This is a genomic window from Aquabacterium sp. NJ1, assembly GCF_000768065.1.
Classification (GTDB): domain Bacteria; phylum Pseudomonadota; class Gammaproteobacteria; order Burkholderiales; family Burkholderiaceae_C; genus Aquabacterium.
The window spans coordinates 1665350-1680336 of the sequence record NZ_JRKM01000001.1 but is presented as its reverse complement, the minus strand read 5'-3'; the positions used below and the strand labels follow the sequence as shown (position 1 = coordinate 1680336).

Below are 14987 nucleotides of genomic sequence, written 5' to 3'. Positions count from 1 at the left end.
GGGCCGCGCCATGTCTGCTCACGCGCATCCTGTTGACCAGCTTCTTGCGCCGGCTTGGAAGGCCCATGCAACTGCGCCTTCAACGCCAGTGCAGCCGGGTCAGCATGGCTGTCCCTATGGCACGCACCGCGTCATCCAGCCGCCAGGCGTGCTGCCGCAACCGGCCTGGCAGGTCGACAACACCATGGTCATCTGCGACAACGAGATCCTCATCGATGTGGATGCGCTCAATGTGGACGCGGCCAGCTTCACGCAGATCAAGCAGTCCGCGCGCGGTGACATCGACCGCATCGCCGCCAGCATCCTGGACATCGTGGCCCAGCGCGGCAAGCTGCACAATCCGGTGACCGGCTCAGGCGGCATGCTGATCGGGCGGGTGGCGGCCATCGGCTCGGCCTTGTTTGGCAAAACCGATCTCGCCGTTGGCGACAGGGTGGCGACCATGGTGTCCCTGTCCTTGACGCCCTTGCGCATCGACGCGATCCACCGCATCCATGTGGACCAGGACCAGGTCGACATCAGCGGCCAGGCCATCCTGTTTGAAAGCGGCCTGTACGCCCGGCTGCCCGATGACATCCCCGAGAAGGTGGCGCTGGCGATTCTGGATGTGGCGGGCGCACCTGCGCAGACCGCGCGACTGGTGCAGCAGGGTGACACCGTGGTGGTGGTGGGCGGTGGTGGCAAGTCCGGCACCTTGTGCGTGTACGAGGCCAAGAAGCGCGCCGGCCCCACGGGCTGCGTGATCGGCGTGTCGCCGCTGGAGAAGGATTGCCAGCGCATGCGTGAACTGGGCTGGGCCGACCATGCCTTGCAGGTCGACGCCACCCATGCCGTGGCCATGATGCAGGCCGTAGCTGAGGTCACGCAGGGCCGCCTGGCCGATGTGGTGATCAACTGCGTGAACCTGCCGCACACCGAGATGGGCAGCATCCTGGCCACGAAGGACCGGGGCCGCATCTACTTCTTCTCCATGGCCACCAGTTTCACCGCGGCCTCATTGGGCGCCGAAGGCGTGGGCAAGGACGTGGACATGCTGATGGGCAATGGCTACGCCTGTGGCAATGCCGAGTACGCCTTGTCGCTGCTGCGTGAGTCGCCGGCGCTGCGGCATCTGTTCGAGACCTTGTACGTGTGAAGCGCGAGGCCGCCATGCAAACCGCCTTTGCCACTCCCCATCAGCATCACACAGCTGTGACTGGTGCTTGTCCACTGTGGCAAGGCCTGCGCACGCGCGGCGTGCAGACCGTGGCCGTGATGGGCATGAGCAAGAACACGGGCAAGACGGTGTGCCTTAACCACCTGCTGCAACAAGCGCAGCAAGACCAGGTGGCGGTGGGGCTCACGTCCATTGGCCGCGATGGCGAAGAGCGCGACGAGGTGTTCGCCATCCCCAAGCCACCTGTGCATGTCACGCCAGGTTGCCTGGTCGCCACCGCGCGAGACACCTTGGTGCGCGCCAAGGTGCGTACCCGGCAGATTGGCGGTACCGGCATCCTCAGCCCGATGGGCGAGATCCTGCTGGTCAAGGCACTGGACGCGGGCGCCATGGAAGTGGCCGGACCTTCGCGCAGCCATGATCAACAACGCGTGATCGCGTTGCTCCAGCAATGCGGCGCCGAACTGGTCTTGCTGGATGGTGCACTGGGCCGCAGCCAGCATGCCTCGCCTGCCATCGCGGACGGCGTGATCCTGGCCACCGGTGCGGCCTTGGGTGGCGGCATGGGCGACGTGCTGCGCAAGACGCGGGACCGCCTCGCCATCCTGGGCATTGCGCCAGCCCCTGCTGATATGGCTGAGCAGGTTCAAGCCACCTTCGTGCAATGTGGCGTGGGCGTGTGGAACCGCCGTGGCCAGTGCCTGTTCAACAAGCCGATTGCCAGCCTCAATGCGGGCTCGGCCTTGCTGGCTTTGCAGGCCAAGATGGAGGGTGGGGCGCATGGCAAGGCCGGCCCCAGCACCGATGGCCACGCACATGAAGGCGTCGACAGGCCAGCATGGGACGGGCCGGCCAATATGGCTGTGATCGCCGTCTCCGGCGCCGTGGGCCAGATGCTTTGGCGTGCCGTGTTGACCTTGCTGGATCAGTACCCGGGCCTGACCCTGGTCGTGGCCGATGGCACCAAGCTCTTTATCGACGCGGCTGATGTGACTGCCTTCGAGCGGCGAGGAGGCCGCTTGCTGGCCATGCGCGACATCCGCCTGCTGGGCGTCACCCTCAACCCGTTCTCGCCCTTTGGTGGAAGCTTCGACGCACGCGCCTTCTTGCATGAAGCCCGCGCCGCCTTGTATGAACACATCGTCACCGACGTGTTTTTGTGTCAGGAGGGATCATGAGCCACCTCACGCTGGACCAGGCCCAGATTGATCGGGCTCGCAACATGGCGCGCCGCATTGCGCACCAGGTCTACGATGACATGCAGCGCTTCACCACCACCTCGGTGGAGCGTGCCACCCTGCGCCTCATGGGCGTGGACGGCGTCGACGAGAACCAGGTGCCGCTGCCCAACCGGCTGGTGAGCCACTTGCAAGCGCAAGGCCTGCTGCAGCAGGGTGCGGCCTTGCCCGTGGCCGCCGCCATGGCCGAGCACGGCCTGAGCATCCAGCAAGTGGCCCAGGCCGTGGCTGCCGGTCAGCTTAGCCTGCAAAGCCCATTGACCAGCTCCAGCCATTCCAGCAGCGCCAGTCGTGCCAATGAGGCCACCGCACGCCGCACCGCCAATGAACTGGCTGCCCGCACCTGCGAGCGCATCGCCGCCAACCGCGCTACACGCGACGCCGCCATCGCCCGCTGCGGCGAAGCCCGCGCCCCCTGGCTCTACCTCATCGTGGCCACGGGCAATATCCACGAGGACATCGTGCAGGCCCGCGCCGCAGCCGAGCAAGGCGCCGACGTCATCGCCGTGATCCGTTCCACCGGCCAGAGCCTGCTGGACTACGTGCCCTATGGCGCCACCACCGAAGGCTTTGGCGGCACCTACGCCACGCAAGAAAACTTCCGGCTCATGCGCGCGGCGCTGGACGAGGTCGGGCAAAAAATCGGCCGCTACATCCGCCTGACCAATTACTGCTCGGGCCTGTGCATGCCCGAGATCGCGGCCATGGGCGCCATGGAGCGCCTGGACATGATGCTCAACGACTCGATGTACGGCATCATCTTCCGCGACATCAACATGCAGCGCACCTTCGTGGACCAGTTCTTCTCGCGCATGGTCAACGCGTATGCCGGCATCATCATCAACACCGGCGAAGACAACTACCTCACCACCGCCGATGCCTACGATGCCGCGCACACCGTGCTGGCCTCGCAGCTGATCAACGAGCAGTTCGCCTACCTCAGCGGCCTGCAGCCCGACCAGATGGGCCTGGGCCACGCCTTCGAGATCAACCCCACGCTGGAAAACGGCTTCCTGTGGGAGCTGGCTCACGCGCAACTGGTGCGCCAGGTCTTCCCCGAGGCCTGCCTGAAGTACATGCCGCCCACCAAGCACATGACGGGCAACATCTTCAAAGGCCACATCCAGGACGCCTTGTTCAACGTTGCCAGCGTGCTCACACAGCAGAACATCCACCTGCTGGGCATGATGACCGAGGCCATCCACACCCCCTTGATGCAGGATCGCTTCCTGGCCATTCAGAACGCACGCTATGTGTTTGGCAACCTGCGCGATCTTCATGAAGAGATCCAGTTCACGCCCGGTGGCCGCATCGAACAACGCGCCCAGCAGGTTCTGGCCGAAACCGAGGCCCTGCTTGGCCAGATCGAACAAGACGGCTTGCCTGCCGCCATTGCCCAAGGCACTTTCGCAGACATCTCGCGCACGCTCACCGGCGGCAAGGGCCTGGACGGTGTGATCCCGAAAGCGCCTGGCTACTTCAACCCCTTCCCGGCACGCATGCTGCCTGGTGCGAAGCAGGAGCACACATCATGAGCGATGCCCTGAACCATGCCACCACTGCTCCGCAATGGGTCAAGCCTTATGGCGACACCATGGGCGACGGCCGCGTGCAGCTGTCGTTCACCTTGCCCTTGCCCCTGAGCGACAACGCCAAGGAGGCCGCGCGCCAGCTCGCCTTGCAGATGGGCCTGGATGAACCATCGGTGGTGCACAGTGAAGCCATGGGCCCTGATTTCGCCTTCTTCGTGCTCTACGGCCAATGCCGCCACCGTGTGGACATGAGCCGCATCCAGGTGGCCAGGCCCGAGTTCGAGGTGCTGGACAAGGACGCCGTCAACGCCAAGATCGCCAGCCTGATGAAGCGCAAGCTGGTGGTCGTGGGCGCCTGCATCGAAACCGACGCACACACCGTGGGCATCGACGCCATCATGAACATGAAGGGCTTCAACGGCCACAAGGGCCTGGAGAGCTACCACGAGATCCGCGCCATCAACATGGGTGCGCAGGTGGACTCCGAAGCGCTGGTGGCCCGCGCCATCGAAGAACAGGCCGATGCCATCCTGGTGTCGCAGGTGGTCACGCAAAAGAACATCCACCTCGACAACCTCACCCGCCTGTCCGACATCCTCGAAGCCGAAGGCCTGCGCGAGCGGCTCATCCTGGTGGTGGGCGGCCCACGCATCAGCCACGAGCTGGCCAAGGAGCTGGGTTACGACGCCGGCTTCGGCCCGGGTTGTTATGCCGAGAACGTGGCCTCCTTCATCGTCGAAGAGTGGGCCCGGCGCCATGCGCGCTAACCGCAGGAGCCCATCATGGACACCACCCCAGAAACGATCTCAGACACCGCGTTCACCAGCCTGATCCGCCTGCGCATGGGCGCACACGATGCCCACTACGCCGGCCACCTGGTTGACGGCGCCCGGATGCTGCAGCTCTTTGGTGACGTGGCCACCGAACTCCTGATCCGCAGCGATGGCGACGAAGGCCTGTTCGTGGCGTACGAAAGCGTCGCGTTCCTCGCGCCCGTGAGGGCAGGGGACTACATCGAAGCCGAGGGCCGCATCGTGGCCATGGGCAAGACATCCCGCAAGATGGTGTTTGAAGCCCGCAAGGTGATCAGCGCGGCCGATGTGCCGGGCCAGCCTTCAGCGTGCAATGTCTTGCCCGAACCCGTGGTGGTCTGCCGCGCCTCGGGGACTTGCGTGGTGCCGGCCGCCTGCCAGCGCAAACCGGACCCGGCCAACTAGGTCAAGCAGGCGCCATCAGGACCAAGGAGGGAGCCGCACCATGGACAAGCTCATCATCACCGCCGCGCTCACCGGTGCCGAAGTCACGCGCCAACAGCAACCCGCGCTGCCCATCACACCTGAAGAAATCGGCATCGCCGCAGCCGAGTGCGCGGCCGCTGGCGCGAGCATCGTGCACGTGCACGCGCGCCACCCCGACGGCACCCCCACGCAAGACAAGGCCATCTACCAGCAGATCATGGCCGAGGTGCAAAAGCGCTGCGACGTCATCGTGCAGATCTCGACCGGCGGCGCCGTGGGCATGAGCCCGCAAGAGCGCCTGGCGCCCGTGTCCTTGAAGCCCGAGATGGCCACGCTCTCGATGGGCTCGGTCAACTTCGGCCAAGACGTCTTCCTCAACCTGCCCGATGACATCGCACGCTTCGCCGCTGAGATGCAGGCCCAAGGCGTCAAACCCGAACTCGAGATCTTCGACAGCGGCATGCTCGCCACCGCCAAGCGCTGGCTGGCCAAAGGCCAGTTGCCCAGCCCCGCTCACTTTGATTTCGTGATGGGCGTGCCCGGCGGCATGGCGGCCACACCCCAGGCCTTGATGTACCTGCTGTCCGAGCTGCCCGCCGGTGCCACCTGGACGGTGGCGGGTATCGGTTCCGCGCAATTGCCCATGGCCACCTTGGGGATTTTGTGGGGCGGGCATGTGCGGGTAGGCTTCGAAGACAACATCCATTACCGCAAGGGTGAGCTGGCGACCAGCAATGCCCAGCTGGTGGCCCGCGTGGCGCGCCTCGCCGCGGAACTCGGCAGGGCAGTGGCCGCGCCGGATGAAGCCAGACGCATCCTGGGCATGACGCTGGTCAATGCGGTGGCTTGAGGCCTGCACGCGCCCGATAAAACCGTGCAGATTGCATGGTTCTTCGCCTGGCTGTTGTGCGTTATATACCCTGGCGGGTATGCTGACCGGGCGCTTGAAGGGCGCATCCCAGAGGAGACCCCATGAAATCCCAGATGTTTTCACTGATCCTGTTGGCGGCTGCGGGCACCGTGCACGCTCAAACCCAGGCCCAGACCGCCAGTTCGACACCGTCTGCGGCGTCCGCGCCCGCTGCTTCCGCGCCAGCGGCATCGCCTGCCAAGTTCAGCGTCGGTCCCGCAGAGGCGTATGACGTCTCCCGCCTGCCGGATGATGACTACGGCCGCCTGGTCCGGTACGGCAAGGACCTGACCGACCGCACCTTTGCCTTCATCGGCCCCGAAGTCAAGAACCCGAAGATGCGCTTTGCCGGCAACAACCTGGCCTGTGCGTCCTGCCATGAGGCTTCGGGCACCAAGAAGTTCGCCATTCCCTGGGTGGGCGCTCACGCCATCTTCCCGCAATACCGAGGCCGCGAAGACCAGATCAGCACGCTGGAAGAGCGCGTCAACGGCTGCATGGAGCGCAGCATGGCCGGCAAGGCCCTGCCGCTTGACAGCGTCGAGATGAAGGCCTTCGTGACCTACATGCACTTCCTGTCCAGGGGCATCCCGGTGGGCAGCAAGGTGGAAGGGCAGGGCGTGCCGGCCTTCAAAGCCCCCGATCGCCGCGCCGACACCGTGGCGGGCAGCAAGATCTTCGAGGCCAACTGCGCCGCCTGTCACGGCCAGCAAGGCGCGGGCATCCGCGCGGGTGCGGTGGGCAGTGCCACCGGCTACACCTTCCCGCCGCTGTGGGGCAAGGACTCCTTCAACCACGGTGCTGGCATGAACCGCCTGCTCACCGCTGCAGCCTTCATCAAGGCCAACATGCCGCTGGGCACCACGTACGACCAGCCCAAGCTGAGCAACGAAGAGGCCTACGACGTGGCCGCCTTCGTGCTCAGCCATGAGCGCCCGCTCAAGGCCCACACCGAGCGTGATTTCCCTGCGCGCTGGAACAAGCCCGTGGATGCCGCCTTCCCACCCTATGTGGACGGCGCCTCGGCCGACCAGCACCGCTTCGGCCCGTATCCGCCGCTGCAGGAGAACATGAAGAAGCTCAAGGACAGCTTGATGAAGACGCCGGCCAAGTGAGTCTGGCGCGGTCGGTCCGCCAGGCTATTGCGCTTCCTGGAAATGCTGCTTGAAGGTGGGCCAATGCGTTGCGCCCCACCGCTTGATCTTGTCCAGGTAGGCGATTTGCGCCGGCGTTTTGCGCTTGTTGGAGGCGTGCCAGTCCGAATCGCGGTAGCTCAGGGCATTGGTGGACTGGATGCCATCGACCTCGGGGCTGAACAGATAAGACACTTCCAGCAGCCCCCAGGCCTCTGAGCGGCCGAATTTGACGGCCACAAAGTCCTGGGGATAGGTGATGCCCTTGGCACTCATGTCCCCAGCAGCAGCGCGGTCGAGCGGGAGTATCTTGTTCGATCGGTCCGCCCATTGCTGCAAAGGTGGCGTGAAGAAGTTCGACATGTTCCAGCACCCATGGTTGCCGTCCGGGAGCGCATCATCGGTCGACACGAGCAGGAAGTTGGCGTCGTCTGCCTTGCACCCCTTGATCGGAATGAGTTCACCCGCCGCCTTGTCATTGCTGCGAAGCGCAAAGACTCGGACGACGCCAGCCAGCCGCTGGTGTTCGACCCGTGCCAGGAAATACGATGACCCGGCCGCCTGTGGCGTCTTGAGCCCTTGATTGGCCAGCATGATCCATTCGCCCGCAGGCAGTTCAACATCGAACCCCGCAACACGAAGGGCATGTTTGAAGCGTCGGCCCATCAGTTCATCGCTGAGCCCGGAGGCATTGGGTTTGGCGTCGTCCTGGCCGGCCTTGACCATGGACAGTGAGGCGGTCTGAACGGTGTGCTGTGTTGGCGGGGGAGCGGTGGGGGGCAGCGGCTTGACGGTACCGGGGGAAGCCAAGTCCGGCGGTGCACTGGGCCTGGGTGGGGCGGACGCCAGATGGCCCGCACCGGTTCCGGTGTAATTGCCGTCGTCCAGCAACTTGGCTGGGGGCGGCGAGATCGATGGGGGGTGCGACAAAGGTATCGTCACGCACAGCAAGGTCCCCAGTGCCGCCGACATCATGCAGAACTGCCACAGCGGTGCGCGCCGCCAGAGCGCTTTGAAAGCGCGCAAGTTTTGTGGGTCCACCAGCCCCATCACTGCGCCGCTTCTGCCTTGACCACGCCATCGCGGGCCACCAGCTTGACCGTCTTGTAGCCCTTCTGTTTGGCCGAAATCAGCGTGTCGGCAATCGATTCTTCGACTGCACGCAGCAAGTCACGTGAGGACGCGCCCATACCCAGGCGCTGCTGGCGCTTCATCATGTCAAACAGAATGTCCGGGTCGATCCCACCTTCGGCAATGTCCAGGTCATAACCTTTGATCATGACTTCGATCTCAAGTGCGGTAACCCGTGCAATGTCCAGACCCGACAGCGGTTTGAAAACAAAGACGCGGTCAATGCGGTTGAGTACTTCAGGCGCGAAACCCGCCTCGTGCAGCGCGTTGATGGAGCTGCGGCGCAACTCGTCCACATCGTTGGCGTAGGTTTCGCTCAAGGCCTGAAGGGCATCGGTGGCGGCGTTCGTGGTCAACACGAAGATGGCTTCGGTCGACGAAATCTGCTTGCCATCAGAGGCCTCGGTGACAAAGCCGTCGTTCCACGCCGTCAGGAAGTTCTTGTGCACTTCGGAATGGGCCTTCTCGAACTCATCGAGCAAGATGACCGCATCCGGCGTGTCACGCAAGGCGGCCGTCAACTTGCCATAAGTGTCTGAGCCGACGTAGCCCTTGGCCGCACCAAACAACTGGCTTGCTGCATAGGCGCCCGAGGAGAACTGCGTCATGTCGAAATGGAACAGCTTCTTTTGCAGTTCGGTTGCCAGGCACTTGGCCAAGTAACTCTTGCCCGTGCCGGGCGGGCCTGCGAGCATGAAGATCCCCACGGGTTTGCCCCGCTGCTTGAGCGCCAGCCTTCGGCGGATCTGCTGGGCCATGTCCTCACACACTGCATCCTGGCCGATCACCTTGCTCTTGAGCGCGTTGGCCAGCTTGTCGGAGTCGATGACGATGGCTTGAGGCTCTTCGGCAATCTTGTTCTCAAGCACTTGGCGATTGGTCAATCTGTCCAGGATATCCATCAGCAGTCCTCCATTTTCGATGCGCAGGGGCGGTCTGTTTTTTTCATGTAGCCAACCTGCAATGGCCACGGCCCAGAACAGGCCTGTCAAAGCCAGAACCACCCAGGCGTGCTGCTGCATCGTGTCGATGGATCTGTCGTAAAAAGCAGCTATGGTGCTTTGCTTGGGCCCATGCTGAATCCAGAACTGCGATACCGAGACCATCGCCATGGCCACGAAGGCCAGTGGCATGACGCGGGTGGCCAGGGCAGTCAGTGCGCGCGTCATGGCAGGCGTGCTCGCAAAGCCAGGACTTGCCCTGTGCTCATGATGGGGAAGGAGGCCAGGGCGCTGCCGGAGGCCACACCCACGGTGATGCCGCCGCCTTCACCATCGCGGACCCCTTTGATCTTGATCGGGGTGTCGCGCAGCACCGGGATGGCCAGCGTGATGGCTTGCTTGGTCAAGGTGATGGTTCTGGCGTAACCCGCGCTCTGAACCGTGACGGCATCACCGTCTTCATTGTCGGTGTCCCACAAAGTCAACCACACGAGCTTGATTTCATGGCCTGGTTGAACGGCTGGCATGGCCTGGACATCTGCCGGTGGCGCAAGCGGCGCCGGCATCAGATCGGCCTGCAAATTCCTGCGCTGTGTGTCGGGCAGGTTCATGCTGTCGAGCGCCTTTGGCCAGTCTTGTTGATCAACCTGACTCAAGACCACGAGGGGCGCCTTGAGGTAATTTTCAAAACGGGCGTCCGATTCGTCGGCACTGACCTGATCCGAGCCCGTCGTGTTGATGCCGTAGGTCCAGTCGCGCCCCCATACCGACCAGGTGGTCAGCGCCGCAGTCAGGGAAGCCGCCACGAGCGTGGCCTTGAGCAGCGTGACCGGGGCCTGATACTTGGGCCTGGGTGTGCTTTGCGGTGTGGCTCTTTGGTCAGCTACCTGTGGCAAAGGTTGGCGGTTCATCGTGACAGGGCCAAACGGCGGTGTGGTTGTTCACGCGCGTGGCGTCTGCCTCTCCCATACAGGCATGGGACAAATGTTAAGTGCCTTTCAGTGGGTGCTCTGAAAAGAAGCGTAAAGCCAGGTGCCGCGGCCTGGGCAAGGGGCAAGTTAGACTTTCGCCCGACCATAGAAGAGGAATTCCCATGAGCACCCTGCCGTCTTGCCCGAAATGCCAGTCCGAATACACCTACCAGGACGGCGACATGTTCATCTGCCCGGATTGCGCGCACGAGTGGAGCGCCCTCGCGCCGGTTGAAGCTGCCGCCGAGGCCCGCGTCTGGAAGGACGCCCACGGCAACGTGCTGCAGGATGGCGACAGCGTCACCCTGATCAAGGACCTCAAGATCAAAGGCTCGTCCTCGGTCGTGAAGGTGGGCACCAAGGTCAAGAACATCCGCCTGATCGACGGCGACCACGACATCGACTGCAAGATCGACGGCTTCGGCCCGATGCAGCTCAAGACCGAGTTCGTCAAGAAGGCTTGAACGCCGCTTCAGGAGCCCCGCACCATGACAGGCCCGACCACCGAGTTCTGGCAAGCCCGCTTCGAAAGCAAGCAAACAGGCTGGGATCGCGGCGCCCCGAGCGCCCAGTTGCTGGCCTGGCTGGACAAGGGCCAGCTGCAGCCCTGCCGCATCGCCGTGCCCGGTTGCGGCAACGGCTGGGAAGTGGTCGAACTGGCCCGACGCGGCTTTGACGTGACGGGGCTGGACTACACACCCGCCGCCGTTGAAGGCGCCAGGGCCAACTGCGAGTTGGCCGGCGTGACAGCCCGCATCGAGCAGGCCGACGTGCTGAGCTACACACCCGAACAGCCCGTTGATGCGGTCTACGAGCAGACCTGCCTGTGCGCCATCCACCCTGACAACTGGTTGCGTTACGCGGCGCAACTGGCAAGCTGGGTGCGGCCAGGCGGCACCCTGTTTGCCCTGTTCATGCAGATGCCGCGCCCCGCTGCAACGCAAGAAGGCCTCATCGAAGGGCCGCCTTACCACTGCGACATCAACGCCATGCGGGTGCTGTTTCCCGAGTCAAGCTGGGTCTGGCCCAAGCCGCCTTATGACCAGGTGCTGCACCCCAAGCTGCCCGTGGGGCATGAACTGGCGTTGCAGCTGGTGAGGCGTTAAAGACCGCAGGCGTGGTGCCTGGCCGCGCTCAGAACTTGTCAGGCGACTGGAATTCAGTGTCATCGGCGCCTTCGGTGTACCTTCTGGCCATGCTTCTGAGTATGGCCTCGCTCAGCGGAATGTGCGCCGGGGCATGGTCACCCAGCAGTCGGTCCATGGCCTCGGTGATGTCGATGGGCTCGTTCTCAATCAAGGTCGCCACGATCTTCAGGGCCTGCTCGTCGACACCCAGCCCGATCCGGGACTGAAAGCTCCTGGTCGGTACTTGTTGAGGCGCCAGCTGCTTCAACAGCGCCGTCGAACTGCCAACCCCCAGCTCAGTCAAGGCATCCCAGCCACCCGTCGAGCCACACGCTTGCAACAAGGGCGAGACCGGGTAGAGGTCCGCGCCATTGGCTGGGTTGACGCGTGGCCCTTGGCCTTCACGGCTGTAGTTCGTGTACAAGGTCTTGGTGTGACACAACTGCCCCAGGATGATCTCCAGGCCCGAGTTGGCGATCGTCTCTGCCAGATAACTTCTCGATTGCGCCGTGACCAGGGAGGGGTCCACCGTCGGGTGTGTGTTGATCGTGGTGGCGCCAAGGTCGATCTTTCGGCGTACTTGATCCTGGACATAGCCTGAGTGCCCGCTGATGTCCGCGACGAGCGTCAGGCCGAACCCATTGCGGCGCGTCCAGTCGCACATGTTCGCGTAGCGTTCCGACAGCTTCTGGATGTCTGTGGGGGTGCTGGACAAGGCGAGCCCCTGACTGCCCTTCACCAACATGAAGGACTTGGGCATGTCGCCACTATCGAACATCGAGGCGATCAATTCCAGACGTTGCTGCCAGTTGTCGCCCGAGCTGGCCACATTGAGAATGACATTGCAGTCCTTGAACTGAATGCCGGGAACCGACTTGAAAAACTTGATCTGCTCGACCACGTTGGCCGGGCCAGCGTTGGAGCCAAAGTCCGTGATGTTGAAGTAGCAATCCTTGGTGACGGACCGTTTGGTTGCGGCCACCTGCCGTTCGGCGTCCTCGCTGGTCTTGACCGAGGTCACGGATGTCCATATCCGGCGGCGAGATGGTTCATTGCGCCTGAGGCTGAGCATGTAGCCGCCTCGACTTCTGTTGTGCGTGACTGCGTTGTACGTCATTCGTGCATACATGCTTTCTCTCCTGCTCTCAAGGTCTTGATCGAATCAAAGCGGCGAGGTGGGGCAGCCTTGGCGGCACAGCGAGGTCAATCTAGCACGCAGTTCAGCATGTTTCGCATTGTGGGAATAAGGCGCCGCCGGATTCACTTGACCTGCCAGCTATCGCCCCCCTCTTGAAACTTCCGATCTCGTCCCTATAATCGTTAGCACTCGATACTCATGAGTGCTAACAAGGCACTGGCAACGGGTGTCGAAAATTTCCGTATCCGCTTCCAAGTGAGCAATTGCTTACTTGGGAGCCTTTGTCAAACCGATGTCTCAAGAGACAGGAGAAGTCATGAAACTGCGTCCTCTGCACGATCGCGTGATCGTCAAGCGCCTGGAACAAGAAACCAAGACCGCTTCGGGCATCGTCCTCCCCGACGCCGCCGCCGAGAAGCCTGACCAGGGCGAAGTGCTCGCCGTCGGTCCTGGCAAGCGCAATGACAAGGGTGATTTCATCGCCCTGAACGTCGCTGTGGGCGACCGCGTCCTGTTCGGCAAGTACTCTGGCCAGTCCGTCAAGGTCGATGGCGAAGAGCTGCTGGTGATGCGCGAAGAAGACCTCTTCGCTGTTGTGGCGAAGTAAAGCTACTGCGCGGTCGCCGGGCTGCGTTGGGCAGTGCTCGCAATCCTCACGTACAGAAGTACGTTCCGGTTGCTGCGCGCTGTCCGCCTTGCCCGACAACCGCTCGCGACGCTTTCCTCCGCCACAACTGAGCGTTGAGGGAAGCTGTTTCTACCCCCTACATACTGATTTCGGAGATTTCACATGGCAGCAAAAGACGTCATCTTTGGCGCAGACGCCCGTCACCGCATGGTTGAAGGCGTGAACATCCTGGCGAACGCCGTCAAGGTCACCCTGGGCCCCAAGGGTCGCAACGTGGTGCTCGAGCGCTCGTTCGGCGCCCCCACCGTGACCAAGGACGGTGTGTCCGTGGCCAAGGAAATCGAACTGAAGGACAAGCTCCAGAACATGGGCGCCCAGATGGTCAAGGAAGTCGCTTCCAAGACGTCTGACAACGCTGGTGACGGCACCACCACCGCCACCGTGCTGGCTCAAGCCATCGTGCGCGAAGGCATGAAGTACGTGGCCGCCGGCATGAACCCGATGGACCTCAAGCGCGGTATCGACAAGGCTGTGGCAGCCCTGATCACCGAGCTGAAGAAGCAGTCCAAGCCCACCACCACCACCAAGGAAATCGCTCAGGTCGGCACCATCTCTGCCAACTCTGATGCGGACGTCGGCCAGATCATCGCCAACGCCATGGACAAGGTCGGCAAGGAAGGCGTGATCACCGTTGAAGACGGCAAGAGCCTGAACAACGAGCTGGACGTCGTCGAAGGCATGCAGTTCGACCGCGGCTACCTGTCGCCTTACTTCATCAACAACCCTGAGAAGCAAGCCGCCCTGTTGGACAACCCGTTCGTGCTGCTGTACGACAAGAAGATCTCCAACATCCGTGACCTGCTGCCCACGCTGGAGCAAGTCGCCAAGGCTGGCCGTCCTCTGCTGATCATTGCTGAAGAAGTCGAAGGCGAAGCCCTGGCTACTTTGGTCGTGAACACCATCCGTGGCATCCTGAAGGTTGTGGCTGTGAAGGCTCCTGGCTTCGGCGACCGCCGCAAGGCCATGCTGGAAGACATCGCCATCCTGACGGGCGGCAAGGTCATCGCTGAAGAAGTCGGCATGGCCCTGGACAAGGTCACCCTGGCTGACCTGGGCCAAGCCAAGCGCGTCGAAGTGGGCAAGGAAAACACCACCATCATCGATGGCGCTGGTGCCGCCGCCGACATCGAAGCCCGCGTCAAGCAAATCCGCATCCAGATCGAAGAAGCCACCAGCGACTACGATCGTGAAAAGATGCAGGAACGCGTGGCCAAGCTGGCCGGCGGCGTGGCCGTGATCAAGGTGGGTGCTGCCACCGAAGTCGAAATGAAGGAAAAGAAGGCCCGCGTTGAAGACGCCCTGCACGCTACCCGTGCTGCGGTGGAAGAAGGCGTGGTGGCTGGTGGTGGCGTGGCCCTGCTGCGTGCCAAGCAAGCTGCTGGCGCCATCAAGGGTGACAACGCTGACCAGGACGCCGGTATCAAGCTGGTCCTGAAGGCCATCGAAGCCCCCCTGCGCGAAATCGTGTCCAACGCCGGTGGCGAACCCTCCGTGGTCGTCAACGCCGTGCTGAACGGTTCGGGCACCTACGGCTTCAACGCTGCCAACGACACCTATGGCGACATGATCGAAATGGGTATCCTGGACCCCACGAAGGTGACCCGTACGGCTCTGCAGAACGCCGCTTCCGTGGCTTCGCTGATGCTGACCACCGAGTGCATGATCTCGGAAGCCCCGAAGGACGATGCACCTGCCGGTGGCATGCCCGACATGGGCGGCATGGGTGGCATGGGCGGCATGGGCATGTAATGCCTGCCGCGAGCGCGGTGCAAGCCGCGCTCGAC

Annotated in this window: 15 protein-coding genes; 11 read left to right on the top strand and 4 right to left on the bottom strand. The window is 63.1% G+C overall.

The genetic code is table 11. The features are described from left to right. Positions 1-10 precede the first annotated feature (10 nt). The 7 genes from JY96_RS07150 (at position 11) to JY96_RS07120 (ending at position 7189) form a co-directional block, all read left to right on the top strand. Positions 11-1135: a zinc-binding dehydrogenase gene (locus JY96_RS07150; protein ID WP_081961594.1), complete on the top strand. Its 1125-nt coding sequence runs from the start codon at positions 11-13 to the stop codon at positions 1133-1135. A gap of 14 nt (positions 1136-1149) precedes the next feature. Continuing rightward, positions 1150-2334, top strand: a complete 1185-nt coding sequence (locus tag JY96_RS07145) for a hypothetical protein (protein ID WP_052162913.1) — start codon at positions 1150-1152, stop codon at positions 2332-2334. Beyond that, complete coding sequence (locus tag JY96_RS07140) at positions 2331-3929, top strand: lysine 5,6-aminomutase subunit alpha (protein ID WP_035036170.1); 1599 nt, start codon at positions 2331-2333, stop codon at positions 3927-3929. The genes JY96_RS07145 and JY96_RS07140 overlap by 4 nt, the downstream gene beginning before the upstream one ends. Next, positions 3926-4693, top strand: coding sequence for an OAM dimerization domain-containing protein (locus tag JY96_RS07135; RefSeq protein WP_035036168.1), 768 nt, complete (start codon positions 3926-3928; stop codon positions 4691-4693). Before JY96_RS07140 ends, JY96_RS07135 begins: the two co-directional genes overlap by 4 nt. Positions 4694-4708: 15 nt before the next feature. After that, complete coding sequence (locus tag JY96_RS07130) at positions 4709-5143, top strand: hotdog domain-containing protein (RefSeq protein WP_052162235.1); 435 nt, start codon at positions 4709-4711, stop codon at positions 5141-5143. A 40-nt stretch (positions 5144-5183) separates the two neighbouring features. Next, complete coding sequence (locus tag JY96_RS07125; protein WP_035036166.1) at positions 5184-6014, top strand: 3-keto-5-aminohexanoate cleavage protein; 831 nt, start codon at positions 5184-5186, stop codon at positions 6012-6014. Between the two features lie 122 nt (positions 6015-6136). After that, positions 6137-7189 carry a c-type cytochrome gene (locus tag JY96_RS07120; protein ID WP_035036165.1) on the top strand — a complete coding sequence of 351 codons (1053 nt, stop codon included), beginning with the start codon at positions 6137-6139 and terminating at the stop codon, positions 7187-7189. A 24-nt stretch (positions 7190-7213) separates the two neighbouring features. Here JY96_RS07120 and JY96_RS07115 read toward each other — a convergent pair whose 3' ends face one another. The 3 genes from JY96_RS07115 to JY96_RS07105 are packed head-to-tail and all read right to left on the bottom strand — an operon-like array spanning position 7214 to position 10190. Beyond that, entirely contained in the window at positions 7214-8233 is a 1020-nt protein-coding gene (locus JY96_RS07115) for a hypothetical protein (RefSeq protein WP_152606390.1), read from the bottom strand. A gap of 23 nt (positions 8234-8256) precedes the next feature. Beyond that, on the bottom strand, positions 8257-9507 hold the full coding sequence (locus tag JY96_RS07110) for an AAA family ATPase (RefSeq protein ID WP_035036160.1): 1251 nt from the start codon (positions 9505-9507) through the stop codon (positions 8257-8259). Next, entirely contained in the window at positions 9504-10190 is a 687-nt protein-coding gene (locus JY96_RS07105; RefSeq protein WP_035036159.1) for a hypothetical protein, read from the bottom strand. The genes JY96_RS07110 and JY96_RS07105 overlap by 4 nt, the downstream gene beginning before the upstream one ends. Before the next feature lie 182 nt (positions 10191-10372). On the opposite strand from JY96_RS07105, the gene JY96_RS07100 reads away from it, so the two are divergent. Together JY96_RS07100 and JY96_RS07095 are read left to right on the top strand one after the other, a co-directional pair. Then, positions 10373-10714: a zinc ribbon domain-containing protein YjdM gene (locus JY96_RS07100; RefSeq protein ID WP_035036157.1), complete on the top strand. Its 342-nt coding sequence runs from the start codon at positions 10373-10375 to the stop codon at positions 10712-10714. Positions 10715-10738: 24 nt separating this feature from the next. Then, positions 10739-11356, top strand: a complete 618-nt coding sequence (locus JY96_RS07095) for a cyclopropane-fatty-acyl-phospholipid synthase family protein (protein ID WP_035036155.1) — start codon at positions 10739-10741, stop codon at positions 11354-11356. A gap of 28 nt (positions 11357-11384) precedes the next feature. On the opposite strand, the gene JY96_RS07090 is transcribed toward JY96_RS07095, so the two are convergent. Next, the gene (locus JY96_RS07090) at positions 11385-12506 is read right to left on the bottom strand and encodes a hypothetical protein (RefSeq protein ID WP_152606389.1); all 1122 of its coding nucleotides are present in this window, start codon (positions 12504-12506) and stop codon (positions 11385-11387) included. A gap of 325 nt (positions 12507-12831) precedes the next feature. Between JY96_RS07090 and groES the strand changes: the two genes are divergently transcribed. Beyond that, complete coding sequence (gene groES, locus JY96_RS07085) at positions 12832-13122, top strand: co-chaperone GroES (protein WP_035036152.1); 291 nt, start codon at positions 12832-12834, stop codon at positions 13120-13122. 183 nt (positions 13123-13305) lie between these two features. Continuing rightward, positions 13306-14952: a chaperonin GroEL gene (groL, locus tag JY96_RS07080; RefSeq protein WP_035036150.1), complete on the top strand. Its 1647-nt coding sequence runs from the start codon at positions 13306-13308 to the stop codon at positions 14950-14952. Positions 14953-14987 lie beyond the last annotated feature (35 nt).